The organism is Micromonospora eburnea (assembly GCF_900090225.1).
Classification (GTDB): Bacteria; Actinomycetota; Actinomycetes; order Mycobacteriales; family Micromonosporaceae; genus Micromonospora; species Micromonospora eburnea.
The window spans coordinates 3,390,585-3,415,195 of the sequence record NZ_FMHY01000002.1 but is presented as its reverse complement, the minus strand read 5'-3'; the positions used below and the strand labels follow the sequence as shown (position 1 = coordinate 3,415,195).

Here is a 24,611-nt window from a genome sequence, read left to right as displayed (position 1 = left end):
GGGCCCGGCTCGTTCGGCGCGGCTGCCCGGTCTCGGGCGGTCCGCAGGCCGGAGGGTCAGTGGCGACGCCAGGCCAGGACGCCGGCCGCCGCGCCGGTGAGGCCGGCGGCGGTGACCAGGCGGTGCCGGGACAACCAGGCCTGCGCGCTGTGCCGGTGCGACCGGCTGGTGAAGCTGCCCCGCGCGCCGTAGTCCCGGCCGTCCGGGCCGTCCGCCGGCTGCCACAGGTTGACCGGCCGGTCCTGGTCGGTCGGCCGTTCGGCCTGCTGCGAGTCGTAGCCGGTACGCGCGAGATACCGGTCGAGCAGGCCGGGCGCGATCCGGTTGCCGAGGATGGTCAGGGCGGTGGAGACACCCACCCAGTACTCCCGGCGGCCGGGCCGGTCGGCGGCGCCGACGATGGCCCGGGCGGCGACCATCGGATCGTAGATCGGTGGCACCGGTTGGGCGTGCCGGGGCAGCCGGGACAACAACCAGTCGAACTGCGGGGTGTTCAGCGCGGGCAACTGCACCATGGTCACCCTGACCTTGCTCCGGTCGTGCATCAGCTCGCAGCGCAGCGCCTCGGTGAACCCGACGATCGCGTGCTTGGCCCCGCAGTACGTGGCCTGCAACGGGATGCCCCGGTAGGCCAGCGCCGACCCGACCTGGACGATGGTGCCGCGGTCCCGGGGCACCATGTGGTGCAGGGCCACCCGGGTGCCGTGCACGTAGCCGAGATAGGTGACCTCCGTGGCCCGGCGGAACTCCTCGGGCCGGGTCTGCTGGAACGGGGCGAAGACGGAGCTGAACGCGTCGTTGATCCACAGGTCGATCGGCCCGAGTTCGGCCTCGACCCGTTGGCCGGCGGCCACCACCTGGTCGTACTCGGCCATGTCCACCTCGACGGGCAGGGCCCGGCTGCCGGCGGCCCGTACCTCCGCGGCGGCGGCGTCCAGGCCGGTGCGTCCCCGTGCCAGCAGGGCGATGGCGATGCCACGCCGGGCGAGCAACCGGGCGGTGGCCCGCCCCACCCCGGCGCTGGCCCCCGTGATCACCGCCACCCGCGCGTGCTCCCGGTTTCGACCCATCACACTCCCCCGACCTCGTCCGTCCTGTCCTGTCCGAGGCTGTACCCCGGCACCGGCCGGGTACTCCGGTCGGATGCGGGTTCGGCGGGGCAGGTGTGGGCCGGCCCGCGCCGGGTAGGGGCTGCGGGAGGTGGTGCCGGTGGGACGGGACGAGCGGCCCGGCACCTCGGCGACGGACGTCCACGGGCCGAGCGTGCTACGTGAGTACGCGCTGCTCGCCGACGGCCACCGGGGCGCCCTCGTCGGCCCGGACGGCAACGTGACCTGGCTCTGCGCCCCCGGGTGGGCGGACCCGTCGGTGTTCAGCGGCCTGCTCGGCGGCCGGGGCGACTACCTGGTGACGCCGGCGAACCACCGGTACGTCTGGGGCGGCCACTACGAGCCGGACTCGCTGGTGTGGGTGAGCCGGTGGGTGACCACGGACGGGATCATCGAGTCCCGCGAGGCCCTGCTGTTTCCCGGCGAGGAACGGCGGGTGGTGCTGCTGCGGCAGATCCACGCGTTGGACCGGGACGCCGTCGTTCGCGTCCGGCTCGATCCGCGCGCCGACTTCGGCCGCGAGCCGGTGCGCGAGGTACGCCGCGACGGGCCGCTCTGGCTGGCCCGTACGGGCGACCTGTACCTGCGGCACAGCGGCGGGGAACGGCTCCGGCCCAGCGGTGACGGCCCGCTCTGCGGCGAGCTGACGATCCCCGCCGGCGGGCGGCACGATCTGGTGCTGGAGATCGCGACGCGGCCGTTCGACGCCGAGCCGCCCCGGCCCGACGAGTTGTGGCGGACCACCGAGCAGACCTGGAAGGCGTCCCTGCCGCCGCTCACCGGCGGGCCCGCGCAGCGGGACGCGGTCTTCGCGTACGCCGTGCTGCGCGGACTGACCAGGCCGGGTGGCGGCACGGTGGCGGCGGCGACCATGGCACTGCCCGAGCGGGCGCTCGCCGGCCACAACTACGACTACCGCTACGCCTGGCTGCGGGACCAGTCCTTCGTGGGCCAGGCCGCCGCCCTGGTCGGCCGGTACGACCTGCTGGACGACGCGGTCGCCTTCCTCACCGAGCGGGTGCTCGCCGACGGTGACCGCCTCGCCCCCGCCTACACGGTCGACGGCGACCCGGTGCCGCCGCAGCACGGGCTGGACTTCCTGCCGGGCTATCCGGGCGGGTCGCCCCGGGTCGGCAACTGGGTGCGGGAACAGTGCCAGCTCGACGTGTTCGGCGAGATCCTGCTGTTGCTGGCCGCCGCCGGGCGGCACGACCGGCTGGACGACGCCTCCTGGCGGGCGATGGAGCTGGCCGTGCGGACCATCGGGCAGCGCTGGCAACAGCCCGACTCGGGCGTCTGGGAGCTGTCGGCCCGGCAGTGGACGCACTCGAAGCTGATGTGCGTGGCCGGGCTACGGGCGGCCGCCCGGGTCGCGCCGCGCGGGTCGGCCGGGCGGTGGGCGGCGCTCGCCGACACGATCCTCGCCGACGCCGCGGCGCACGGCCTGCATCCGTCCGGCCGGTGGCAGCGGGCGTACGACGACGGGCGGGTCGACGGGGCGCTGCTGTTCCCCGGCATTCGGGGGGCGCTGCCGGTCGGGGATCCGCGTACCGCGGCGACCCGTGGGGCGGTCCTGGGCGAGTTGGAGCGCGAGGGCTACCTGTACCGGTTCCGCCCGGACAGCCGGCCGCTCGGCGACGCGGAGGGCGCCTTCCTGCTCTGCGGGTTCGCCGCGGCGCTCGCCGCCTGGCAGGCCGGCGACGTGGTGGGGGCCAACCGCTGGTTCGAGCGCAACCGGGCCGCGTGCGGGTCACCGGGTCTCTTCACCGAGGAGTACGACGTGCAACAGCGGCAGTTACGCGGAAACTTTCCGCAGGCGTTCGTGCACGCGCTGATGCTGGAGACCGCGGTGACCCTCGGCCAGGCCGAATACTGCCCGGTCCCGCGCTGACCGGACCCGGCCGGCGCACGCTGGCGTCCCGTCGCCTCACGCCACCCGGTAGGTCTCCGCGTCGGCGGTCCGCAGGTCGAGGCCGTTGCCCGGCCGGTCCAGCGGCACCGCGGCGGCGCCTCCGGTGGCCGGCACGGCCCCGTCGAAGAGCATCGACTCGATCCGGACGTGGTCGTGGAACCATTCGAGGTGGCGCAGGTTCGGCACGGCGGCGGCGACCGGCAGGTGCTGGTGCGGCGCGCAGTGCGCCGACACCTGGAGGCCGGCCGCGGCGGCCACCGCCGCCGCGCGCAGGAACTCGGTGATGCCGCCGCAGCGGGTGACGTCGATCTGGAGGCAGTCGACGTACGGGGCCATCCGGTGGAAGTAGACCAGGTCGTAGCCGTACTCGCCGGCCGCCACGTCGGGCCGGACCTGGTCCCGGACCAGTCCGAGGCCGACCAGGTCGTCGGAGCTGACCGGCTCCTCGTACCAGCGCACGTCCAGGTCGGCGGCGGCCCGCATCACCCGGACCGCCTGCTTGCGCTGGTAGGCGCCGTTCGCGTCGACGTACAGCTCGGTGTCGTCGCCGATGACGCGCCGGGCGGCGGCCATCCGGGCCAGGTCGCGCGGCACCTCGGTACCCCAGGACTCCCCTATCTTGATCTTCACCCGGGGGATGCCCTGGTCGTGCACCCAGCCGGCGAGCTGGCGGTGCTGCCGCTCGTCGTCGTACGTGGTGAAGCCGCCGCTGCCGTAGACCGGCACCTCCCGGCGGGCGGTGCCGAGCAGCCGGGCCAGCGGCAGGCCGAGCCGGCGGGCCTTGAGATCCCAGACCGCGTTGTCGGCGGCGGACAGCGCCAGCCCGGCCACCCCGGGCCGCCCGGCGTTGCGCAGCTCGCGCTGCATGAGCGTCCAGACGGCCGGCACGTCGTCCGGGTCCAGCCCGGCCACCACCGGGGCGAGGAGCTCCGTCACCACCGGCACCACCGCGGCCGGCCCGTAGGTCCAGCCGAGGCCGGTGTGCCCGTCGGCCTCGGCGCGGACCAGTGCCAGCACGGTGCTGGACCAGGCGAGGGTGCCGTCTCCCTCCGGGGCGTCGGTGGGCACCCGGTACGCCGCCGCGGTCAGCCGCATCCGGTCACCGTCCCCGCCGGCCCACCCGCGCGGCGAGCGCGGCCGCCGGGGCCAGCGCGGCCAGACCGACCAGCCCGGCGGCGGCCCACCGCGCGGCCCGCGACGGGGAGGCGGGCCGGTCGGCCCAGCTCTGCTCGGGTCGCGGCGGCACCGACCCGCCGTGCAGGCCGGCGCGGAGCAACTCGGCCAGGTGGATCGCCCGGCGGCCGTCCGCCGCGCTCTGCTCGACCTGGGTACGGCAGCTGAAGCCGTCGGCGAGGATGACGTCGGTGTCGGCGGCGTCGCGTACGGCGGGCAGCAGCACCCGTTCGGCGCACGCCTCGGAGACCTCGTAGTGCCCCTGCTCGAAGCCGAAGTTGCCGGCCAGGCCGCAACAGCCGGAGTCGAGGAAGTCGGCGCGCACCCCGGCCTCGGCCAGCACCGCCTGGTCGGCGACGGTGCCCAGGATCGCGTGCTGGTGGCAGTGGGTCTGGATCAGGGCGTGCGCGGGCAGCCGGGGCGGTCGCCAGCCGGGGCTGTGGTCGTGCAGCAGCTCGGCCAGGGTGACGGTCTGCTCGTGCAGCTTGGCGACGTCGTGATCGTCGGGGAACAGCTCGTGGGCGTCGCTGCGGAACACGGCCGTGCAGCTCGGTTCCAGCCCGACCACCCGGGTGCCGGCCCGCAGGTGCGGGCGCAGCACGTCCACGGTCCGCTGGAGCACCCGCTTGGCCATGCCGAGCTGGCCGGTGGAGATCCAGGTCAGGCCGCAGCAGACCGGCCGGTCCGGCACCCGTACCCGCCAGCCGGCCGCCTCCAGCACCTCGACCGCGGCCCGCCCGATGCCGGGGTGGAGGTGGTTGGTGAAGGTGTCCGGCCAGAGCAGCACCTCGCCGCGGGAGCCGTCCCCGTGCGGTGTCCGGCGGGCGAACCAGCGTTGGAACGACTCCGGGGCGAACAGCGGGATGTCGCGGCGCCGGTCGATGCCGCCGACCGCCTTCGCGAGCCGGCCCAGCCCGGGGGCCTGCGCTAACGCGTTCACCGCCCGGGGCGCGGCGGCGGCGAGCGCGGCGGCCACCGGGAGCCAGCCCATCGAGTAGTGCGACCGGGGGCGCAGCCGCCCGGCGTAGTGATGGGACAGGAACTCCGCCTTGTAGGTGGCCATGTCCACGTTGACCGGGCAGTCCCGCTTGCAGCCCTTGCAGGCCAGGCAGAGGTCGAGGGCGTCCCGGACGGCGTCGGAACGCCAGCCGTCGTCGACGACCCCGCCCCGGGCGGTGCCGTCGAGCATCTCGAACAGCAGCCGGGCCCGGCCCCGCGTCGAGTGCTCCTCCTCCCGGGTGACCATGTACGACGGGCACATCACCCCGCCGTGCTGGCGCCGGCACTTGCCGACTCCGACGCAGCGCAGCACGGCCCGGCCGAAGCTGCCGGAGTCGTCGGGGTAGCGGAAGTGGGTCTCCCAGCCGCCGTGGTTGTAGTCGACCCCGATCCGCAGGTGGCTGTCGAGCGGGTACGGGGCGACGACCTTGCCCGGGTTCATCCGGTTGTCCGGGTCGAAGATGGCCTTGAACTGGCCGAAGGCGCGGATCAGCCGGTCGCCGAACATCTTCGGCAGCAGTTCGCCCCGGGACTGTCCGTCGCCGTGCTCGCCGGAGAAGGAGCCGCCGTACGACACCACCAGGTCGGCGGCGCGCTCGATGAACGAGCGGAACTGCCGTACGCCGTCGGCGGTGTTCAGCTTGAACGGGATCCGGGTGTGCACGCACCCCTGCCCGAAGTGCCCGTACAGCGACGCCTGTTCGTAGCCGTACTCCCGGTAGAGCGTGTCGAGATCGCGCAGGTAGTCGCCGAGGCGCTCCGGCGGTACGGCCGAGTCCTCCCAGCCCTCCCAGGTGTCCGCCTCGCCCGGTACCCGGGCGGTCGCGCCGAGCCCGGACTCGCGTACCTGCCACATCTGTTTCTCGTGGGCCTCGTCGTCGAAGCGGTGCACGGTGGGCCCGCCGTCGCGCCGCAACGCGTGCAGCATCCGGGCGAGGGCGTCCTCCGCCTGTTCCGGTGTGTGCCCGCCCATCTGGACCATCAGCCACCCGCCCCCCTGCGGCAGCAGGTGCAGGGCGCCGGGGTGCAGGTGCTTGCGCTTCTCGAAGTTGATCAGCTTGTCGTCGAGCCCCTCTAGGGCGATCGGATCGTGCGGCAGAATGTGCTTCACGTCGTCGGCCGCGGTGGCGATGTCCGGGTAGCCGAGGAAGACCATCGCCTTGGCCGGCACCACCGGGACCAGCTTCAGCCGGGCCCGCAGCACGGTGACCAGGGTGTTCTCCGAGCCGACCAGCGCCTGCCCCACGTGAAAGTTCTTTTCCGGCAGCAGGCTGTCCAGGTTGTAGCCGGACACCCGCCGAGGAATGTCCGGGTAGCGGGTGCGGATGTCGCTCAGGTACTCGTCCCGCAGGGCCCGCAACTGGCGGTAGATCTCGGCCTGGCGGCCACCCCGACGCTGGATCTCGGCGTACGCCTCGTCGCCGGTCTCGCCGACCCACATCCGAGTGCCGTCGTAGAGCAGCACCTCCATCTCGACGAGGTTGTCGACCGTCTTGCCGGTGCGCTGCGCCGTCGACCCGCACGAGTTGTTGCCGATCATCCCGCCGATGGTGCAGTGGTTGTGGGTCGCCGGCCTGGGGCCGAACTCCAACCTGTACGGGGCCAACAGCTCGTTGAGCGTGTCCAGCACGATGCCCGGCTCCACCAGGCACGTCTTCGCCTCGGCGTCCACCTCGATCAGCCGGTTGCAGTACTTCGACCAGTCGATCACGACGGCGGTGTTCGTGCACTCGCCGGCCAGGCTCGTGCCACCGCCCCGGGAGAGCACGGGGACGTCCATCCGGCGGCACACCTCGATCGCGGCGACGGCGGCCTCGACGGTACGCGGCACGACCACGCCGAGCGGCACCTGCCGGTAGTTGGAGCCGTCCGTCGAGTACGCGCCGCGGGAGCCGGCGTCGAACCGGACCTCGCCGTCGACCACCGGGCGCAGCCGTGCGGCCAGGGCGTCGAGGTCCACGTCGGTGACGGGCGCGGGCGCCCGGGTCACCGGGTCGGGCAGCGCGACCGGACGAGCGGCGACCCGGGTCACGACCGCAACTCGTTGATCTTGTCGCGGGCGACGGTCGCCATGGTGGCGACCTTGTGCGGCTGGCCGCGCAGGAACGCCTCGGTGAAGTGTTTCGCCTGCTCGTACCGGACCTTACCGGGCATCGGCGGCTCGTTCGGGTTGACGTCGCAGTCGACCAGCGCCGGGCCCGGGTGGGCGAGGGCCTCCCGGATCGCCCCGGGCAGCGCCTTCGGGTCGGTGACCTTGGCGCCGTAGCCGCCGCAGGCCCGCGCCCAGGCAGCAAAGTCCGCCTCCGGCTGCCGGTGCCGCACCGCGTACTCGGGATAGCCGAGGATGATCTGTTCCCAGAGGATCTGCCCGTACGCGTTGTTGTTGTTGATGATCACCTTGATCGGCAGTTCGTGCCGCGCGGCGGTGAGGAACTCGGCCATCAGCATGGCGAACCCGCCGTCGCCGACGAAGGCGATCACCTGCCGCCCCGGGTACGCGTGCTGCATGGCGACCGCGTACGGCAGGCCCGGCGCCATCGTGGCGAGGTTGCCGGAGAGATAGAACTCCCGGTTGCCGCGGATGGTCCAGTGCCGGGCCGCCCAGGTGGCGATGGTGCCGGAGTCGCAGGTCAGGATCGCGTCGGAGGTGGCCGCCTCGTCGACGCAGCTGATCAGGTACTGCGGGGCGATCGGGTCGCGGGACGGGTCCTGCAGCGCGACCATGTCGGAGCGCCAGGCGTCCCGTTCCCGCTGGTACCTCTCCAGGAAGGACCGGTCCGAGCGAGGCTGGAGCATCGGCAGCAGCTGCTGCAACGCCAGCCGGGCGTCGGCGGTGACCGCCGCGTCCACCGGCAGCCGCAGGCCGAGCAGGCTGGCGTCGATGTCGATCTGCACCACCCGGGCCTGCCCCGGCTTCGGCAGGTACTTCCCGTACGGGAAGGAGGTGCCGACCATCAGCAGCGTGTCGCACTCCTCCATCAGCTCCTCGCTCGGCTTGGTGCCGAGCAGGCCGAGACCGCCGGTGGTGAGCGGGTGGTCGTCCGGCACCACCATCTTGCCGGGCAGGGTCTTGACGATCGGACTGGCCAGCGCCTCGGCCACCGCGATGATCTCGTCGCGGGCGTGCCGGGCTCCCACGCCGACCAGCATGGCCACCTTCTTGCCGGCGTTGAGCACCTCCGCCGCCCGGGCCAGGTCGGCCTGCGCCGCCGGCACCGGCGGCTGCGACGCGACGGGGCTGCTCATCGGCGGCTCGCCCGGGCTGACATGCCGGTACGGGTCCGACCCCGCCGCGGCGACCTGCACGTCGTTGGGGAAGGTCAGGTGGGCCACCGTCCGCATGGCCAGGGCGTGCCGGATGGCGATGTCCACCACCCCGGGCATCTGCTGCGGGTTGGTGACCATCAGGTTGTAGGCCGCCACGTCCTGGTAGAGCAGCGGGGTGTGCACCTCCTGCTGGTAGTGGGAACCGAGCACCGAGGTCTCCTGCATACCGGTGATGGCCAGTACCGGCACGTGGTCGAGTTTGGCGTCGTACAGCCCGTTGAGCAGGTGGATGGCGCCCGGGCCGGAGGTGGCGGCGCAGACGCCGATCCGGCCGGTGGCCTTGGCGTAGCCGGTGGCCATGAAGGCCGCCGCCTCCTCGTGGTGCACCAGCACGAACCTCAGCTTCTCCCGCTGCCGGCGGAAGCCCTCCATCAGCCCGTTGATGCCGTCGCCGGGCAGGCCGAAGACGGTGTCGACGCCCCACTCCACCAGTCGTCGGGCCAGGCTGTCGCCTACGATCTCCTGCACCTCACGCCTCCTGATCTGGGCTTCCGCGCTGCCGCCGGCAGCGGGCGCCAAGGGCGGCGGGCGAAGCCGGGCACCGGACGTCCCGATGCCCCGCCAGCTACCCGCGCGCCTTGCCGGCAAACCTCCGATCCGATGGGATGCCCGGCAGCGGTGGCACCGGGCGCGGGCCGGGCGGCCGGCCCGGCCTCACTCGGCCGGATCGCGCGGCCGCACACGCTCCCCACCCCGCTCCCCACCCCGCTCCCCGCCTCGCTCCCCGCCTCGCTCCCCGCGCCGCCGCCGGCGGTCGGCGAGGAGGCCGACCAGCAACGATCCGGCGGCGGCGACGCGGCCCCAGCGCTGCAGGGCGGTGCGCACCCGGCCGGGCGGCGGGGGCGGCGGGCCGGGCACCACCACCCGGTCGACCCCGGGGTACGCGAGCCGGGACGCCTCCACCGCCTCCTCCTCCGAGCGCACCACACGGTTGCCGGTGAGCGCGACCTGTCCGGCCTCGTCGCGGTAGCGCCACCGCCACAGCCCGTCCTCCGGCCACAGCTCGATCCGCTCGCCCGGCCGGTCCGGGGCGGGTGTCTCGACGCCGCCCTCGTCGGCACGGGGTGCCGGGGCGGGGCCGGCGGCCCGTCGCAGGTCCGCCCGGGTCAGCTCGCCGAGACTGGCGGCGTCGCCGCGGCGTAGCGCCCGCGCGACCAGGTAGGCGACCAGCCCGGTCAGGACCGGCAGCACGAGCGCGAGCACCCGGAACACCCCGAGCAGGTCGTAGACGGGCACCCGCAGCAGCCGGGCCAGGATGTCGTCCCCGCCGGCGACCACCAGCACCACGAAGAACGTCAACGCGCCGACGCCCACACCCAGCCGGACCGGATGGTCGCGGGGCCGGTCGAGGAGTTGGTGTGGCCGGCGGTCCCGGGTGCGCCGACGTTCGAGGAACGGCCAGGCGTAGAGGGCGAGGAAGCTGACGCCGCCGAGCACCACACCCGGCCAGAACGGCGCCGGCACGAGGTAGCCGGCGATGCGGAACTCCCACGGCGGGAAGAGGCGCAGCGCGCCATCCCCCCAGGCGACGTACCAGTCCGGCTGGGCCGGCGAGGTGGACTGGGCCGGCTCGAACGGGCCGTAGATCCAGACCGGATTGATCTGCACCAGGCCACCGAGGGCGAACAGCACCGCCAGCACCCAGGCGAACAGGGCGAGCGTACGCAGCGTGTAGCTCGGCCACAGCCGGGACCCGACCACGTTGTGCTCGGTCCGCCCGGGGCCCGGGAACTGGCTGTGCTTCTGCCGAACCAGGATGCCCAGGTGCAGCGACACGAGGGCGACCAGGATCGCGGGCACCAGCAGAACGTGGGTGATGAACAGCCGCGGGATCAGTGCGTCGGAGGGGAACTCGCCGCCGAGGCCGAGCGCCACCAGCCACGTCCCGACCAGGGGGATCGACTCCACCACCGAGACGAGGATCCGCAGGCCCAGACCGGAGAGCAGGTCGTCCGGCATCGAGTAGCCGGTGAAGCCGTTGGCCAGGGCGAGGGCGAGCATGGTGACGCCGATCAGCCAGTTCAGTTCGCGCGGCCGGCGGAACGCCCCGGTGAAGAAGATCCGGCTCAGGTGCAGCACGATCGCGGCGACGAAGAGCAGCGCCGCCCAGTGATGGGTCTGCCGGATCAGCAGCCCGGCCCGTACGTCCCAGCTCAGCCGGACCGTCGAGGCGTACGCGGCGGAGGTGGTGGCGCCGTCCAGTGGCGCGTACTCGCCGTGGTAGACCCGGTCGGCGGAGCTGGCCTCGAAGAAGAAGGTCAGGTAGACGCCGGTCAGGATCAGCGCGACGAACGAGTAGAGCGCCACCTCGCCCAGCATGAACGCCCAGTGGTCGGGGAAGATCTTCGCCAGCGCGCGTCGGGTGATCGGGGAGAGCCGCAGCCGGTCGTCCAGCGCCCGGGCCAGCCGGTCGGTGATCACTGCCGCCTCCAGAAGCCGGCGCCGGGTGGGCCGGTGAAGTCACCGGTGGCGCGCAGGAACCCGTCCGGGCCGACCTCGATCGGCAGGCCCGGCAGCGGCCGGGCGGCCGGGCCGGCCACCGGGCGCGCGTCGGCCAGCAGGTCGAACGAGGACTGGTGGCAGGGGCACAGCAGCCGTCCGGTGCCCTTGAGATAGAGCCCGACCGGGCAGCCGGCGTGGGTGCACAGCAGCGACCAGACCACCAGGCCGTCGAGGTGACCGCCGGAGGGCGGCCGGGTGAAGCGTTCCGGCGCCAGCCGGACCGCGAAGGCGGGGCCGTCCCCGGCGTCGACGGCGCCCTCCGGGAAGACCCCGACCATGGTGTCCGCCGGCACGTCCTCGGGCCGCAGCGGGCGGCCCTGCTGGTCGACCAGCCGGACCCCCGGGCCCCACGGGGTGGTCGACAGCTCCTCGTTCGGCTGCCGGCGGTTCCAGGGCAGCAGCGAGCGCAGCGGGAACAGCGCGGCGACGCCGAGCGCGGTCACCGCCAGCCCGAGGGCCGCCAGCAGGCCGCGCCGCCGGACCGGGCTGTCCGGCGCGGTGAGCGCCGCCGCCGTCATCGCCTGCTCGTCCGGCGGCGAGGTGAACCCCTCGTGCTCCTCGACGTACCCGCCGACCGGGACGAGGTGCCGCCCCCACTGCGCGAGCCCCACGGCCAGCCCGGCGAAGGCCACCGCCAGGCAGACGCCCTCCCACCGGGGTCCGGCATTGAGGCCGTACGCCACGGCGAAGCCGACCGCCCCGGCCGCGCTCACCAGGCAGGCGGTGACGATGCGGCGGCCGGCCGCCCGTTCGGCCGCCGGGGGACGCCGGGCGCTCACCGCCCCGCCCTTCGGCCCAGCCACCGGACGGCGCCGACCAGCAGCACCAGCGCCACCAGCCAGGCCACCAGTCCCTCGGCGAGCGGACCGAGCCGCCCGAGCGGGTTGCCACCCCGGTCCAGCCGCTCGCTACGCAGCCGTCCCACGTACGTGGTCAGGTCGTTCACCTGCGCGTCGCTGAGCACCTGGCTGGGAAAGACCGGCATCAGCCCGGGGCCGACCCGGACCGCCTCGGCGACCTGGACGGGAGTGGCCCGGTCCAGCGGTGGGGCGATCCACCCGTCGGTCAGCACCGCGCCGGCGCCGGTCGCGCCGTGGCAGGGCGCGCAGTTCGCCGCGAACAGCTCCCGTCCCGAGCCGAGGTTGCCCGGGGCGACCCGCGGGATCCGCGGCCCGCCGCCGAAGCTCGACACGTGGTCGACCAGCGCCGCGATGTCCTCGGCCGAGAAGGCCGGCTGCCCGCGCCGGGGCTGCTGCTCCTCGTGCGTCAGCGGCATCCGCCCGGTGGAGACCTGGAAGTCCACCGAGGCCGCGCCGACGTCGATCAGGGACGGTCCGAGCTGGGTGCCCTGCCCCTGTGGTCCGTGGCAGCTCGCGCAGCTCTCCAGGTAGAGCCGGCTGCCCCGATCGCCGGGCCCCGGCGGGCCGGTGGTCGCGGTGGGCGCCGGGCCGGCGGTCCCGGTGGGGGTCGGCGCGGGGGCGAGCGCCACGGGGCCGGCGGCGAGCAGCAGCACCGCCCCCGCCGCGAGGGCCCGGTGCGGGTACGCGGTGGGCAGCCGGGTCGCCGGTCGGGTACGCCGCATCGGTCACCTCGCGGTGTACAGGTAGGCGGCGATGTCCTGCGCGTCGATCGCGCTGACGCCCAGGTTGGGCATGGCGGTGCCGGGCTCCACGGACTGCGGATCGGTGATCCAGCGGCGGAGGTTGTCGGCGTTGTTCGGCAGCTCGCCGGCGATGTAGGTACGGGCGCCGAAGCTGGTCAGCGGCGGGCCCACCAGCCCGTCGGCGCGGTTGACGCCCGGGATGGTGTGGCACGATCCGCAGCCGTACTGGGCGATGAGCTGCGCGCCCCGGTCGGGTCGCCCGTTGCGCGACTCCGGCGGCGGCGGTGGCGGGGCAGTCGAGGCACAGCCGGTGACCACGACCATCGGCAGGCCGACCAGAACCGCGCCGAGCGCCCGGAGAGCACGGGTCAGCGTCATCGAGCCATCCCTTCCGATCCGGCCGCAACCGTCACCGGCCCGGCTGCCGACGCTCCGTTGTCGGGGCGGTCCATCCGCAACAGCCAGCGCAGGAACACGCTGAGCGCCGCGACCAGTACGACCACGTCCATCGGCGCCCACATCAGCAGCCCGGCGAGCTGCTGATCGGTCAGCGGGTCGGGGCCGAGCACGCGCACCGGATAGACCGGTTCCGGGGCGAAGGTGAGCACGGCGCCGAGGGCGGAGGCGGGCAGCATGGTGCCCACCAGCAGCAGCACGGTCAACGGGGCGGGTGGCCGGTGGCGGGACGCGCCGAGCAGCGGCGCCCAGAACAGCCAGGCCGTGCCCAGCAGGCACAGGTGCTCGGCGGCGTGCACGACGGGCTGGTCCACCGCCGCGACGTACGGCCCCGGCAGGTGCCAGAACCAGAGCGTGACCATCTGCGCCGCCCCGGCCAGCAGGGCGTACGTGGTGGGCCGGCGCAGCCGGCGTACCGGTGGCGCCGCCCGGCAGCGGGCGAGCAGCCGGCGCAGCGGCGGCGGCGCGGCCAGGCTCAACGGCAGCCCGACGGCGCCGGCCGCGAGCAGCGGCCCGGCCACCAGCAGGAGCAGCATGTGCTGGGTCATGTGTCCGGCGAACGAGGACTCGGCCAGCGCGTGCACCGGCCCTCGGTCCGCGGCGAGCGCCACCAGCACCCCCGTGCCGAACGCGCCCACCCGCCAGGCCGGCAGAACCGCGCCCGCGCCGCGCCGGTACCACAGCTCGTGGACGCCCCGGCCGTAGCCGGCGGCGAGTACGCAGATCGCGACCACCACCAGCATCGCCAGCAGGCTCTCGGCCGGGGCGTCGGGGCCGTGGGCCCGTGGCACGGTCACCGCTGGCATGGCGGGAAGACCAGCACGGCGATCCCGCCGAGCACGATGATGGCGAGGAACAGCAGGTTGGCCCAGACGCCCAGGGCGGCGAGCAGCCGGGTCCGGGCGTACGCGCGGCCGCTCGTCCCGGTCGCCTGGGCCACCGCGGTGCGGCGCCAGGCCAGCGTGGCCACCAGCAGCGCGCCCACGGTGACCAGGCCGGGGATCACCACGGCCAGCCCGAGTGCCTGCCAGAGCGGCAGGGCGGCGATGGATTCCGAGCCGCGGGCGCAGGCCAGTTCGTCCAGCGACCAGGCGGCGAGCAGGTGTACCGCCCAGGCGACGGCGCCGCCGAGTACGCCGTACCAGAGCAGCAGCCCGCCGGCCAGGCGGGCTCGGGAGTCGGGCCGGGTGGTCATCACAGCCGCGGGGAGAGGTAGATGGTGAACAGGATGGCCACCCACACCGTGTCGACGAAGTGCCAGTAGATGGCGGCGTTGCGGACCCGTTCGTGGCGGTGGGAGCCGAAGCTGCCGCCGCGCAGCGAGGCGGCGAGCAGCCAACCGATCATCATCAACCCGACCGAGACGTGCAGCCCGTGGAAGCCGGTGATCACGTAGAACAGCGAGCCGTAGACGTCGGTGGTCATGGTGTGCATCTTGAGGTCGTCGGAGTACTCCTTCACGAGCAGGCCCATGAAGGTCAGCCCCATCACCAGGGTCGCGGCGAGGCCGGCCCGCAGGCGCCAGCGCTGGCCCCGCCGGATGCCGTGTTCGGCCCAGACCACCGGAATGCTGCTGGGCACCAGCACCAGGGTCATCAGCAGCGGGATGACCAGCTTGGGCTTTTCGAGGCCGCCCGGCGGCCACTGGGGGCCGAACTGGAAGCGCAGGTAGAAGTAGCTGCCGAGCAGGCAGGCGAAGAGGGTGGCCTCGGTCGCCACGAACATCACCATGCCCCACCAGCTGGTCGGCCGGCCGACCGGCAGTTCCGTGCTCAGCGCCTCCGCGCCGGTGGCCGCGGCCACCACCCCGCCCCGGTCGGTCATGCCACGACTCCGAGTTCCTCGTCGGGGCGACGCGGCGGCCAGAGCCAGGCCGCGATCGACCCCGCCACCACCAGCACGGCGGCCACCGCGACCGGATACCAGGCGAACAGCATGGTGACGAAGAAGACCAGCAGCGCCCCGGCGAGCACCAGCGGTTTGAGGCTGGACTCCGGCATCTCGACCGCCCGTTCGTAGCGGGCGTCCAGTTCGCTGGTGAACACCGTGCGACGTCCCTCGCTGAGGATGCGGTCCGGGGTCGCTCCGGGTCCGATGGATTCGGCGGTTCGTTCGTCCCAGGTGGGGTGCAGGCTGTGCACCTGGGGGATGACCGGGAAGTTGTACGGCTCGGGTGGCGAGGCCGCCGTCCACTCCAGGCTGTCGGCCTCCCACGGGTCCGGCGGGGCCGGCCGGCCCCGCCGGAGGGTGTGCACGATGCCGACGAGCACCAGCAGCAGCCCGAGCGCCAGCAGGTACGACCCGACCGTGCTGACCAGGTTCCACCCGTCCCAGCCGGGCTCGCTGCGGTAGGTGTAGATCCGGCGGGGCATGCCGAACAGGCCGGTGAGGTGCATCGGGAAGAACGTGACGTGCATGCCCGCGAAGACCAGCCAGAAGGCCCACCGGCCGAGCCCCTCGTGGTACATCCGACCGGTGATCTTGGGGAGCCAGTAGTAGACGCCGGCGAGCATCGGGAAGACCGCCCCGCCGATCAGCACGTAGTGGAAGTGCGCCACCACGAAGTACGAGTCGGTGGTCTGCTGGTCGAACGCGGTCAGCGCGAACATCGCGCCGGTGAACCCGCCGAGCACGAAGGTCACGATGAACCCGATGACGAACAGCAGCGGCACCCGCAGCACCAGCCGGCCGAGCAGCATGGTAGCCAGCCAGGCGAAGATCTGGAGCCCGGACGGGATGGTGATGATGGTGCTCGCGGCACTGAAGAAGCTGTACGACAGCTGTGGCAGCCCGGTGGCGAACATGTGGTGCACCCAGACCCCGAACGAGACGATCGAGATCGCGACGATCGCCAGCACGATCAACGGGTAGCCGACCACGCCGCGGCGGGTGAACGCCGGGAGCACGGCGGAGACGATGCCCAGCCCCGGCATCACGATGATGTACACGTCGGGGTGCCCGAAGATCCAGAACAGGTGCTGCCAGAGCAGCACGTTCCCGCCGCCGGCCGGGTCGAAGAAGTGGGTGTCGAAGCGGCGGTCGAGGAAGAGCAGAGCGTTGTCCGCGTTCAACGCCGGCAACGCGAAGATCACCATGAAGGAGGTGGCCACGATCGCCCAGACGAACAGCGGCACCCGGTTGAGCGACATCCCCGGCGCGCGCAGCTTCAGCGCGGTGACGATGAAGTTGATCGACGCCGAGGTGGTGGAGATGCCGAGGAAGAGCAGGCCGAGCGCGTAGATGTCCATGTGCAGGCCGGGGTTGTGCTGTAGCTGGTTGAGCGGCGCGTACGCGAACCAGCCGTTGTTCGGCGCCGCCCCGAAGGGCACGCTGGCCCACATGAACAGGCCGGCGAACAGGAACACCCAGTAGCCGAAGGCGTTCAGCCGGGGGAACGCCATGTCCCGGGCGCCGATCATCAGCGGGACGAGGAAGTTGCCGAAGCCGAAGAGCATCGGGGTGGCGAACAGGAAGATCATCGCCGTGCCGTGCATGGTGAAGAGCTGGTTGTACTCCTGCGGCGAGACCACACCGGACTCGGGCCGGGCGAGTTGGGTCCGCATCACCAGCGCGCTGAGCCCGGCGAGCACGAAGAAGAACCCGGCGGTGACCAGGTAGCGCCGGCCGATCCGCTTGTGGTCGGTGGTGCCGAACCAGGCCCGCAGCGAGGGGCGCTCGCCCCAGTGTTCGGCCAGCCGGGCCAGGTCGTCACCGTCGAGGCCGGTAGGTGGGTTGGTGGTCGTCGACATGTCCCCACCTACTCCAGCGACCGGAGATAGGCGATGAGGTCGGGCAGGCGGGCCGCCTCGACCGGCTGCGGCGGCATCGCGTTGCCCGGCTTGACCGTCTGCGAGTTGGCGATCCAGCCGCCCAGGTGGCCGGCGTCGTTGGGCACCGCCCCGGCGCCGATGCTCCACCGGGAGCCGACGTTCGACAGGTCCGGCCCGACCGTCCCCTGCGCGCCGGTGCCGCGAATGCTGTGGCAGGCGGCGCAGGTGCCCTGGACGAACGCCTGCTCGCCGCGGCGCTCGGCGTCGGTCTGCGGCTGGCGGGCCGGGGCGTTCAGCCGGGCCAGCCAGGCGTCGAACTCGGCGCGGGGCTGCGCGACGACGAGGAAGGCCATGTGGGCGTGCTGGGTGCCGCAGTACTCGGCGCACTGGCCGCGGTAGCTGCCGGCCCGCTCCGCCTGCAGCCAGGTCTCCCGGGTCTCACCGGCGATCAGGTCGGTCTTCGGCATCAGCTGCGGCACCCAGAAGCTGTGCAGCACGTCGTCGGTGCGCAGGCGTACCCGGACCCGCTCCCCGACCGGGATGTGGATCTCGTTGGCGGTGGCGCCGGACGCGCCGGGGTAGCGGACCTCCCACCACCAGGTGTGGCCGGTCACCTCGACGGTGGGCGCGTCCCGGTCGGGTGCCGCGCCGAGCGCGGCGAGGTCGCGCAGGCCCGCGCCGTAGACGGCGACGAGGATGACGAACGGGATCGCGGCCCCGGCGATCGTGACGAAGCGCAGTGGCTGCCCGTGACGTACCCGCACGTCGCCCCGCCGGAACACCAGGGCCCAGACGAGCAGCGCCATGACCTCGACGAACACGGCCATGGAGATCCAGAACAGCAGCCACCACAGGCCGGCGATCCGGGTCGCCCCGGTGCCGCCCGGGTTCAACGCCGACGGCGAGTCGCCGGCGCAGCCGGTGAGCAGGCACAGGCCGAACACCGCGCTGGCCAGCGGTCGCGGGCGCCACCGGACCGCCCGTCGGGTCGTCCGCACTGTCGTCTCCATCGGATCGGACAGTAGACCGCGCCGCTCACCTACATACCCTTTTGGGGCTATTTGGGATTAAGGGGAGGTTTGGGCTTTATGGTGGACTCCGCAGTCCTGCCCCTCCGGCAAGCGCCCACGGGCGCGGACAGGGAGATCATGCGATCCTCCACGGTGGACCTGGTCGCGGACACCGCCCGAGCGGCCGCCGCACGCCGTACGACGGCCTGGCTCGCCGGCGGGCTGAGCGCCGCCGCGGCGGTGGCCGGTGGCTGGCTGGCACCCCCGGACGCGGTGCAGGGCCAGGCGCAACGGCTCATGTACCTGCACGTCCCCGCCGCCTGGGTGGCGTACGCCGCGTTCGCCCTCGTGCTGGCCGCCGGCGGCGCGTACCTGATCTGGGGTGACCTGCGCTGGGACCGGTTCGCCCGGGCCGCCGCGGAGGTCGGGGTGGTGCTCACCGCCGTCGCCATCGGCACCGGGTCGCTCTGGGGGCACCTGGTCTGGGGCACCTGGTGGGCGTGGGACCCCCGGCTGGTCAGCACGGTCCTGCTGCTGTTCGCGTACGCCGGCTATCTGGCCCTGCGCCGGACGGTGAGTGAACGCACCGGGGCGCCCGACGGCGGCGACCACCGGGTGGCGCGGCCGGCGGCCGCGGCGGGTGTCGGCGGCTTCCTGCTCGTCCCGGTGGTGCACTTCTCCGTGATCTGGTGGCGCTCGCTGCACCAGCAGGCGACCGTGCTCGCCCCACAGCGTCCGCCGATCGACGCGCGGATGGGTGTCGCGCTGCTGCTCGCCGTCGCCGCCGCCACGCTCGTCGCGTTCTGCGTCGTGCTGCACCGAGTGGTCCGGCTGGAACGGCGGCTGACCGGCGACGCCACCCCCACCGCCGAGCGCACCCCGGCCCGGGTCGGATGATCCGTCGCCGGGCGGGCCGGGCCGCCCTCGTCGCCGTGCTGCTCGCCGCCGGTGGGCTGCTGGTCGCCGGCGCGCTGCGGGACACCCTGACCTACTACCGCACCCCGGCTGAGGTGCTCGACGACCCGGCCGCCGCCGGGGAGCGGATCCGCCTCGGCGGTGACGTGGTGCCCGGGTCGCTGCGCCGCGACGGCGACCTCGTGGTGTTCCGGCTCGCCGAGGGCGGCCACGAGATCACCGTACGGCAGCGCGGCGTGCCACCGGGGACGTTCCGCGAGGGCGAGGGGGCGGTCGTCGAGGGCACCCTGGCCAGCGACGGCGTGTTCCACGCCGACCACGTGGTGGTCCGGCACGGCAACGAGTACGGCCCGTCCACCGCCCCGCCGGGACCGGTCGATGCTCGGTGACCTCGGCACCGCCAGCCTCGCCGCCGGACTGGCCTGCGCCACCCTGACCGCCCTGCTCTGGCTGCGGGTGGCGCTGTTCAACGCGCCCGCCCGGCCGGCCCGCCTCGGTGCCGCGGTGACCCTGGTGGCGGCCGCGATCGCCTGTGCGCTGCTGGAGACGGCCCTGCTCCGGCACGACTTCAGCGTCCGGTTCGTGGCCGAGAACGGCGGCCGTGACGTGCCGCCGTACTACGCGGTGACCAGTCTCTGGTCGGCGCTGGACGGCTCCCTGCTGCTCTGGCTGCTGGTCCTCGGCGGCTACGCGGCGCTGCTGGCCCGGCGGCGGTACCCGGCCCGGCTGCACGCGTACGCGATGGTGGTGGTCAGCGCGGTCACCATGTTCTTCTTCGCGCTGTCCCGGTTCGCCGCGAACCCGTTCCGGGGGGTCGACCCGGTGCCCGCCGACGGCCCGGGGCCGAACCCGCTGCTCCAGCAACATCCGGCGATGGGGGTGCACCCGCCCCTGCTCTACGCCGGCTACCTCGGCCTGGTCGTGCCGTTCGCCCTCGCGCTGGCCGCCCCGCTGGCCGGGCCGCAGGGCCGCGGCTGGCTCCGGCTGGCCCGCCCGTGGGCGCTGGCCGCCTGGGCGGCGCTGACCGCCGGGATCGGGCTCGGCGCCTGGTGGTCGTACGCGGTGCTGGGCTGGGGCGGCTACTGGGCCTGGGACCCGGTGGAGAACGCCTCCCTGCTGCCCTGGCTGACCGCCACCGCGTTCCTGCACACCACCCTCGGGCGGGCCGCCGGCCGGGCCGCGTGGAACACCACCCTGGCCACCACGAGTTTCATCCTGGTGCTGCTCGGCACCTTCCTGACCCGATCCGGCGCGGTGGCCAGCGTGCACGCCTTCACCGACTCGCCGCTGGGCCCGATGCTGCTCGGTTTCGTGCTGCTGGCCGTCGTGGTGTCCACCGTGGCGACCGGCCGGCGCGCCGACCGGCCGGCCCGCCGGGGCGCTCCGGTGCTGTCCCGGCCGACGGCCGTGCTGGTCAACGGGGTGCTGCTGGTGACCATCGCGGCGGTGGTGCTGGTCGGCACCGTCTTCCCGCTGCTCTCCGCGCCGCTCGGCGGGGTACGCGCCGCCGTCGGACCCGCGTACTACCAGCGCACGGCGGTGCCGCTGGCGATCGTGGTGCTGCTGCTCGCCGGGGTGGCGCCCGCGCTGCGCGACCGGACGCGGGGGCTGCGCCGGCTCGCCGTACCGGCCGGTGCCGCGCTGGCCACCGTGGCGGCGGTGGGCCTGCTCAGCCGGCCCGGGCTGCCCGCGCTCACCGCGTTCGGCTCGGCGGCGTTCGTACTCGCCGGGCAGGCCGGGCAACTGGTCGACCGGTTGCGGGCCGGCAGCCGGGTGATCGGCCTCGCCGGACTCGTCGCCCACGCGGGGATCGCCCTGGTCGCGGTAGGCGTCGCCGGGTCCTCCGCGTACGGCCGGGACACCGAGGGGACGATCCGCACCGGGGAGACCCTGCGGGTGGCCGGGGTGAGCGTACGGCTGGACGGGGTGGACCGGGCGGCCGGCGGCGGTGGCATGACCGTACGCGCCCGGCTCCGGCTCACCGAGGCGGACGGACGGCAGCGGACGGCCACCCCGGCGCTGCGCTACCACCCGGCCCGGGACATGACGGTGACCGTCCCGGCGATCGACACCGGACCGCTGCGGGACACCTACGTCACCCTGATCGCGGTCGCGGCCGACAGCGGCAGCGCGACCGTACGGCTGGCGGTGAACCCGCTCGTCGGGCTGCTCTGGGCCGGCGGGGCACTGACCACCGCCGGTGGGCTCGTCGCGGCGGTCGGCGCCGCCCGCGCCCGGCGGCGGCCGCCCGGACCGACCGGCGTCCGGCGGCCGGCACCCGTGGCGGCCGAGCCGGAAGCCACGGCCGGCGCGGGAGCCGCCGGATGAGCCGCCGCGCGCCGCGGCTACCGGCCGGGCTGCGCCCCGGACCGGCGGCGGTGCTCGCGGTCACCGTCGCCGTCGGCACGCTGGTCGCCCTCGGCCTGCGCGCGTCGGGCACCCCGGCGGGCACGGACAGCGACCCGTCACCGCCGGTACCCGCCCCCGCGCTGTCCGGCGCCACGCTGGACGGTGGGCGGTTCGACCTGGCCACCACCCGGGGGCAGGTGGTGCTGGTCAACGTCTTCGCCTCCTGGTGCGGCCCCTGCCGCGACGAGCTGCCGCTGCTGGTCGACGCCGAGCACCGGTGGTCGCCGCGCGGACTACGCCTGGTGGGGCTGAACGTCCGGGACGGCGACGCGGCGGTCCGGGCCCTGCTCGACGAGACCGGCGCGACCGGGTTGACCGTGCTGCCCGACCCGGACGGCACCCGCTCGGTCGACTGGGGCGTACGGGCTGTGCCGGAGACGTTCGTGGTGGACCGGGACGGCCGGATCGTCGAGCGGCAGCGGGGCGTGGTGACGCAGGCGTGGCTGGCGCAGCGGGTGGCCCCGCTGCTGTCGGGATGAGGTGGCGGGCGGCACTGGCCGCGCTCGTGCTCATCGCGCTGGTCACCGGCGCCGCGGTGGGGCTGCTGCGCTCGACCGGCGGCAGCGGCGGGGCGGACCGGGTACGCGAGGTCGCCGCCGGGCTGCGCTGCCCGGCCTGCCAGGGCGAGTCGGTGGCCGACTCCCGGTCACCGATCGCGGCCGCGATGCGACAGGTGGTCGCCGACCAACTCGCCCAGGGCCGGGACCGCGCCGAGATCCGCCGGTGGTTCGTCCAGCGGTACGGGCCGGAGGTGCTGACCGAGCCACCCGCCCACGGGGCGACGGTGCTGCTGTGGGCCGTGCCCGCGCTGACGCTCCTGGGGGCCGGCTACGCCGCCCTGCGTACGCTGCGCCCCCGCCGGCCGGCGGCGCGGGGGGCCGCGGTCCGCCCGGCACCGGGTGGCCGGGCCGCCCGCCGGGCGTGGTGGGCGGGCGCAGCCGGGCTGGTGTCCCTCGTGGCCGCCGTCGCGGTCACCGCCGACCGCCTGGACCGGCCGCCGCAGCAGCCCCCGGCCGACCCGGTCGCGGTCACCGTGCAACTGGCCCGCGACCTGGAGGGCCAGGACCGGTACGCGGCCGCGGCCCAGCTCTACCGGGAGGCGCTGCGGGACCGGCCGGACGACACGGTCCGGCTGCGGCTCGCCTTCGCCCTGCTCCGGGCCGGCGACGCCGGCGCGGCCGAGCAGGCGGCGCGGGAGGTACTCGCCCACACTCCGGACTCACCGGACGGCCTGCTCGTGCTCGGGCTGGCGCAGCGCGGCGCGCGTTCGGCGGAGGCGACCGGAACGCTGCGCCGGTTCCTGACCCTCGCCCCGGAGCACCCGGCCGCCCCGGAGATCAAACGGCTGTTGTCGGCCGGCTCCTGAGCGGCCGCCGCCGGCCGCGCGATTCCCGACCCGGCGGGCGTCAGGCGCGCCGGGTGGCCCGGGCCAGCAGGAAACCGACGACCAGACCCGCCGCGACGGTGACGACCGTGCGCGAGCTGACCGCCGACCGGAGCATGTTGAACCCCTGCCGGGGGTCGACGACCGCCCCGGCGACGTTGCCGGCCGCGCCGACCACCAGGTCACTGAGCCGATCCGTCCTCATCGCCCGCCGCCTTCCTCGTCCGTCCACCCCGGTACCCGGCCGGCTCGGGCGCAAACAGCCCACGGCGTTCCCAGCCACGACCACGTCGTGGCGTAGGGTGCCGACGGCCGCACCCCGGTGCCGCTGGCCGGCACCGCTTCCGGGCCGCTGGCCCTCACCGCTTCCGGGCCCGGGCGGTGGCCCGGGCGTTGGCCTTCTCTATTGCCCGGACCAGCTCGTCCCGGCCCAGGTCCTGCGGGTTGTCGATGCCGACCCGGCGGGCCACCTGGTCGAGGTGCCCCTTGCTGGCGTTGGCGTCCACCCCCTGTGCGGTGGGGCGCGGGCGCTGCTGGGACGCCGGCGCGCCCTGGGCCGCCTGCGGATCGGAGGGTCCCCGGCGCTCCTTCGGCTCCCAGTGGTCCCCGACCTTCTCGTGGGTGTGCTTGAGCGACGCGTACGCGGTGCGGTGCGCCCGCTCGCCGCCGCCGTAGGTCTCCTCCGCGGACTCCAGTGTCTTCTTGTAGGTGCGGACCGCCTTGTCGTCCGAGCGGGCGACGGTCGACGGCACCTCGTCGCGCATCTCCTCGGCCTGCTGGTGCTTGTCGGTCATGACGCGGCGCCCCTCTCCGGCGACGGCAACGGGTGGTGATGGCGGGCGGCGACTCAGCGTCCGAGCGCGTCCCGGGCGGCGGCGGAGCCGGCCGGCACCACCTGCGCGGCGGTGGCGGAGACCGCGTCGCGGACCTCGTCAGCCAGCCGGGCGGAGCTGCCACCGGCCGCCCGTAGTTGGTTCAGCCCCACCCGGCCGAGCACCACGGCGGCCGCCAGGTAGCCGCTGGTGAGTCCGGCCGCGGCCAGCCGACGCGGCAGGAACGCCTCCAACATGCGCAGCACGGTTGCCGAGGCGGCTCCCGCGCCGAGCACCAGGCAGCCGCCGGCGGCGGCGAGCAGGGCGAAGCCCAGCCCGGCGGGTCGGGCGGCGTCCAGCAGTTGGCCGCGCAGCGCGCGTACCTCCGACCGGACCACCTCGGCCACGTCCTCGGCCAGCCGATCGGTCGGGCTGGCCGGTCGTCCACGGCCGGCGGGCTGATTCGTGACGGCGTCACCCATCGGCGCCTCCACCTCCTCGTCGGGTTCCCGGGTGGCTACCCCGCACCGGCCGGGACATGCGTGCCGGTCGTCGCCTGCTCCCCCGACCGCGCTCGTTCGGCCGGCCGCCACGCCCCAGGGACACCGGTGACGGGCGGTCGCTCGGACGGGCGACGACGACGTACGCTGAGCCGCGTGGATCGGTGCGACGAGTGCCAGTTCGTCTATGCCGGCGTGGCCGCCGAGGAGCTACCGCCGCTGCTGCGCGGGCTGGGCCTGCGGTACCGGACCGCGCTGGCCGGGGTGCGGAATCCGCGCCGACGACCGGCCCCGGGGGTGTGGTCGCCCCTGGAATACACCTGCCACGTCCGGGACGTGCTCGGCGTCCAGGCGGAACGACTCGAACAGGCGCTCGGCGTCGACGAACCGGAGTTCGCCCCGATGGGCCGCGACGAGCGCGCCATCGCCGACGCGTACAACGAGCAGGAGCCGTCGGCCGTCCTCGCCGCGCTGAGCGCGGCCGCCGAGGACCTGGCCGCCCGGTTCGCGGCGCTCGACCCGCCGGCGCTCGACCGCACCGGCGTCTACCCCTGGCCGCGACGGCGGGCCCGGACGCTGCTCTGGCTCGGTCAGCACACGGTCCACGAGGGCGAACACCATCTGCTCGACATCCGCCGCGCCGCGCAGGCCGAGGCCGCCGGCGACTCCGGGTCCTGACCGGAGCGCCGCCGGCCGGCCGCACCCGGTGCGGCGTCGTGGGCTGGCGCGA

Annotated in this window: 23 protein-coding genes; 7 read left to right on the top strand and 16 right to left on the bottom strand. The window is 74.5% G+C overall.

The window, feature by feature from the left end; translation table 11 throughout:
* Positions 1-56: 56 nt before the first annotated feature.
* Entirely contained in the window at positions 57-1,070 is a 1,014-nt protein-coding gene (locus GA0070604_RS15340; protein WP_091118561.1) for an SDR family oxidoreductase, read from the bottom strand.
* Between the two features lie 139 nt (positions 1,071-1,209).
* Between GA0070604_RS15340 and GA0070604_RS15335 the strand changes: the two genes are divergently transcribed.
* Positions 1,210-3,000, top strand: coding sequence for a glycoside hydrolase family 15 protein (locus tag GA0070604_RS15335; RefSeq protein ID WP_244161914.1), 1,791 nt, complete (start codon positions 1,210-1,212; stop codon positions 2,998-3,000).
* 36 nt (positions 3,001-3,036) lie between these two features.
* Here GA0070604_RS15335 and GA0070604_RS15330 read toward each other — a convergent pair whose 3' ends face one another.
* The 12 genes from GA0070604_RS15330 to coxB form a co-directional block, all read right to left on the bottom strand.
* Positions 3,037-4,116, bottom strand: coding sequence for an enolase C-terminal domain-like protein (locus GA0070604_RS15330; protein WP_091118560.1), 1,080 nt, complete (start codon positions 4,114-4,116; stop codon positions 3,037-3,039).
* Positions 4,117-4,120: 4 nt separating this feature from the next.
* Positions 4,121-7,225 carry an FAD-binding and (Fe-S)-binding domain-containing protein gene (locus GA0070604_RS15325; RefSeq protein ID WP_091118559.1) on the bottom strand — a complete coding sequence of 1,035 codons (3,105 nt, stop codon included), beginning with the start codon at positions 7,223-7,225 and terminating at the stop codon, positions 4,121-4,123.
* The gene (locus GA0070604_RS15320; protein WP_091118558.1) at positions 7,222-8,988 is read right to left on the bottom strand and encodes a thiamine pyrophosphate-dependent enzyme; all 1,767 of its coding nucleotides are present in this window, start codon (positions 8,986-8,988) and stop codon (positions 7,222-7,224) included. The genes GA0070604_RS15325 and GA0070604_RS15320 overlap by 4 nt, the downstream gene beginning before the upstream one ends.
* Positions 8,989-9,174: 186 nt before the next feature.
* Positions 9,175-10,941, bottom strand: coding sequence for a cytochrome bc1 complex cytochrome b subunit (gene qcrB, locus GA0070604_RS15315; protein ID WP_208602068.1), 1,767 nt, complete (start codon positions 10,939-10,941; stop codon positions 9,175-9,177).
* Positions 10,938-11,801, bottom strand: a complete 864-nt coding sequence (locus GA0070604_RS15310; protein WP_141721305.1) for a QcrA and Rieske domain-containing protein — start codon at positions 11,799-11,801, stop codon at positions 10,938-10,940. The genes qcrB and GA0070604_RS15310 overlap by 4 nt, the downstream gene beginning before the upstream one ends.
* Complete coding sequence (gene qcrC, locus GA0070604_RS15305; protein WP_091118556.1) at positions 11,798-12,604, bottom strand: cytochrome bc1 complex diheme cytochrome c subunit; 807 nt, start codon at positions 12,602-12,604, stop codon at positions 11,798-11,800. Before qcrC ends, GA0070604_RS15310 begins: the two co-directional genes overlap by 4 nt.
* 3 nt (positions 12,605-12,607) lie before the next feature.
* A complete protein-coding gene (locus GA0070604_RS15300) occupies positions 12,608-13,003 on the bottom strand; it encodes a c-type cytochrome (RefSeq protein WP_091118555.1) in 396 nt (131 codons plus the stop codon).
* Positions 13,000-13,878: a cytochrome c oxidase assembly protein gene (locus tag GA0070604_RS15295; RefSeq protein ID WP_167363479.1), complete on the bottom strand. Its 879-nt coding sequence runs from the start codon at positions 13,876-13,878 to the stop codon at positions 13,000-13,002. Before GA0070604_RS15295 ends, GA0070604_RS15300 begins: the two co-directional genes overlap by 4 nt.
* Entirely contained in the window at positions 13,875-14,276 is a 402-nt protein-coding gene (locus tag GA0070604_RS15290) for a hypothetical protein (RefSeq protein WP_091118553.1), read from the bottom strand. Before GA0070604_RS15290 ends, GA0070604_RS15295 begins: the two co-directional genes overlap by 4 nt.
* Entirely contained in the window at positions 14,276-14,905 is a 630-nt protein-coding gene (locus tag GA0070604_RS15285) for a cytochrome c oxidase subunit 3 (RefSeq protein WP_091118552.1), read from the bottom strand. The genes GA0070604_RS15290 and GA0070604_RS15285 overlap by 1 nt, the downstream gene beginning before the upstream one ends.
* Entirely contained in the window at positions 14,902-16,830 is a 1,929-nt protein-coding gene (gene ctaD, locus GA0070604_RS15280; protein ID WP_091118551.1) for a cytochrome c oxidase subunit I, read from the bottom strand. Before ctaD ends, GA0070604_RS15285 begins: the two co-directional genes overlap by 4 nt.
* A gap of 8 nt (positions 16,831-16,838) precedes the next feature.
* Positions 16,839-17,861: a cytochrome c oxidase subunit II gene (coxB, locus tag GA0070604_RS15275; RefSeq protein WP_091118550.1), complete on the bottom strand. Its 1,023-nt coding sequence runs from the start codon at positions 17,859-17,861 to the stop codon at positions 16,839-16,841.
* Between the two features lie 138 nt (positions 17,862-17,999).
* Between coxB and ccsA the strand changes: the two genes are divergently transcribed.
* The 5 genes from ccsA to GA0070604_RS15250 are packed head-to-tail and all read left to right on the top strand — an operon-like array spanning position 18,000 to position 22,551.
* On the top strand, positions 18,000-18,758 hold the full coding sequence (ccsA, locus tag GA0070604_RS15270; protein WP_091118549.1) for a cytochrome c biogenesis protein CcsA: 759 nt from the start codon (positions 18,000-18,002) through the stop codon (positions 18,756-18,758).
* Positions 18,755-19,165 carry a cytochrome c maturation protein CcmE gene (locus tag GA0070604_RS15265; protein ID WP_091118548.1) on the top strand — a complete coding sequence of 137 codons (411 nt, stop codon included), beginning with the start codon at positions 18,755-18,757 and terminating at the stop codon, positions 19,163-19,165. The genes ccsA and GA0070604_RS15265 overlap by 4 nt, the downstream gene beginning before the upstream one ends.
* Positions 19,155-21,104: a heme lyase CcmF/NrfE family subunit gene (locus GA0070604_RS15260; protein ID WP_091118547.1), complete on the top strand. Its 1,950-nt coding sequence runs from the start codon at positions 19,155-19,157 to the stop codon at positions 21,102-21,104. The genes GA0070604_RS15265 and GA0070604_RS15260 overlap by 11 nt, the downstream gene beginning before the upstream one ends.
* Positions 21,101-21,664, top strand: a complete 564-nt coding sequence (locus tag GA0070604_RS15255; protein WP_091118546.1) for a TlpA family protein disulfide reductase — start codon at positions 21,101-21,103, stop codon at positions 21,662-21,664. The genes GA0070604_RS15260 and GA0070604_RS15255 overlap by 4 nt, the downstream gene beginning before the upstream one ends.
* On the top strand, positions 21,661-22,551 hold the full coding sequence (locus GA0070604_RS15250) for a cytochrome c-type biogenesis protein (RefSeq protein WP_091118545.1): 891 nt from the start codon (positions 21,661-21,663) through the stop codon (positions 22,549-22,551). Before GA0070604_RS15255 ends, GA0070604_RS15250 begins: the two co-directional genes overlap by 4 nt.
* A gap of 40 nt (positions 22,552-22,591) precedes the next feature.
* On the opposite strand, the gene GA0070604_RS15245 is transcribed toward GA0070604_RS15250, so the two are convergent.
* The 3 genes from GA0070604_RS15245 to GA0070604_RS15235 all read right to left on the bottom strand — a co-directional run bounded on the left by GA0070604_RS15245 (position 22,592) and on the right by GA0070604_RS15235 (position 23,863).
* Positions 22,592-22,774, bottom strand: a complete 183-nt coding sequence (locus tag GA0070604_RS15245; RefSeq protein WP_091118544.1) for a hypothetical protein — start codon at positions 22,772-22,774, stop codon at positions 22,592-22,594.
* A gap of 154 nt (positions 22,775-22,928) precedes the next feature.
* Complete coding sequence (locus GA0070604_RS15240; RefSeq protein WP_244161913.1) at positions 22,929-23,363, bottom strand: ChaB family protein; 435 nt, start codon at positions 23,361-23,363, stop codon at positions 22,929-22,931.
* Between the two features lie 53 nt (positions 23,364-23,416).
* Positions 23,417-23,863 carry a phage holin family protein gene (locus GA0070604_RS15235; protein ID WP_091118543.1) on the bottom strand — a complete coding sequence of 149 codons (447 nt, stop codon included), beginning with the start codon at positions 23,861-23,863 and terminating at the stop codon, positions 23,417-23,419.
* 174 nt (positions 23,864-24,037) lie between these two features.
* On the opposite strand from GA0070604_RS15235, the gene GA0070604_RS32455 reads away from it, so the two are divergent.
* Positions 24,038-24,559: a DinB family protein gene (locus tag GA0070604_RS32455; RefSeq protein ID WP_167363478.1), complete on the top strand. Its 522-nt coding sequence runs from the start codon at positions 24,038-24,040 to the stop codon at positions 24,557-24,559.
* Positions 24,560-24,611 lie beyond the last annotated feature (52 nt).

Coding starts and splice junctions, on each gene's coding strand:
- GA0070604_RS15340 (WP_091118561.1), bottom strand. CDS start 1,070: ATGGGTCGAAACCGGGAGCACGCGCGGGTGGCGGTGATCACGGGGGCC.
- GA0070604_RS15330 (WP_091118560.1), bottom strand. CDS start 4,116: ATGCGGCTGACCGCGGCGGCGTACCGGGTGCCCACCGACGCCCCGGAG.
- qcrC (WP_091118556.1), bottom strand. CDS start 12,604: ATGCGGCGTACCCGACCGGCGACCCGGCTGCCCACCGCGTACCCGCAC.
- GA0070604_RS15300 (WP_091118555.1), bottom strand. CDS start 13,003: ATGACGCTGACCCGTGCTCTCCGGGCGCTCGGCGCGGTTCTGGTCGGC.
- GA0070604_RS15290 (WP_091118553.1), bottom strand. CDS start 14,276: ATGACCACCCGGCCCGACTCCCGAGCCCGCCTGGCCGGCGGGCTGCTG.
- GA0070604_RS15285 (WP_091118552.1), bottom strand. CDS start 14,905: ATGACCGACCGGGGCGGGGTGGTGGCCGCGGCCACCGGCGCGGAGGCG.
- ctaD (WP_091118551.1), bottom strand. CDS start 16,830: ATGTCGACGACCACCAACCCACCTACCGGCCTCGACGGTGACGACCTG.
- coxB (WP_091118550.1), bottom strand. CDS start 17,861: ATGGAGACGACAGTGCGGACGACCCGACGGGCGGTCCGGTGGCGCCCG.
- ccsA (WP_091118549.1), top strand. CDS start 18,000: ATGCGATCCTCCACGGTGGACCTGGTCGCGGACACCGCCCGAGCGGCC.
- GA0070604_RS15265 (WP_091118548.1), top strand. CDS start 18,755: ATGATCCGTCGCCGGGCGGGCCGGGCCGCCCTCGTCGCCGTGCTGCTC.
- GA0070604_RS15260 (WP_091118547.1), top strand. CDS start 19,155: ATGCTCGGTGACCTCGGCACCGCCAGCCTCGCCGCCGGACTGGCCTGC.
- GA0070604_RS15255 (WP_091118546.1), top strand. CDS start 21,101: ATGAGCCGCCGCGCGCCGCGGCTACCGGCCGGGCTGCGCCCCGGACCG.
- GA0070604_RS15250 (WP_091118545.1), top strand. CDS start 21,661: ATGAGGTGGCGGGCGGCACTGGCCGCGCTCGTGCTCATCGCGCTGGTC.
- GA0070604_RS15245 (WP_091118544.1), bottom strand. CDS start 22,774: ATGAGGACGGATCGGCTCAGTGACCTGGTGGTCGGCGCGGCCGGCAAC.
- GA0070604_RS15240 (WP_244161913.1), bottom strand. CDS start 23,363: ATGACCGACAAGCACCAGCAGGCCGAGGAGATGCGCGACGAGGTGCCG.
- GA0070604_RS15235 (WP_091118543.1), bottom strand. CDS start 23,863: ATGGGTGACGCCGTCACGAATCAGCCCGCCGGCCGTGGACGACCGGCC.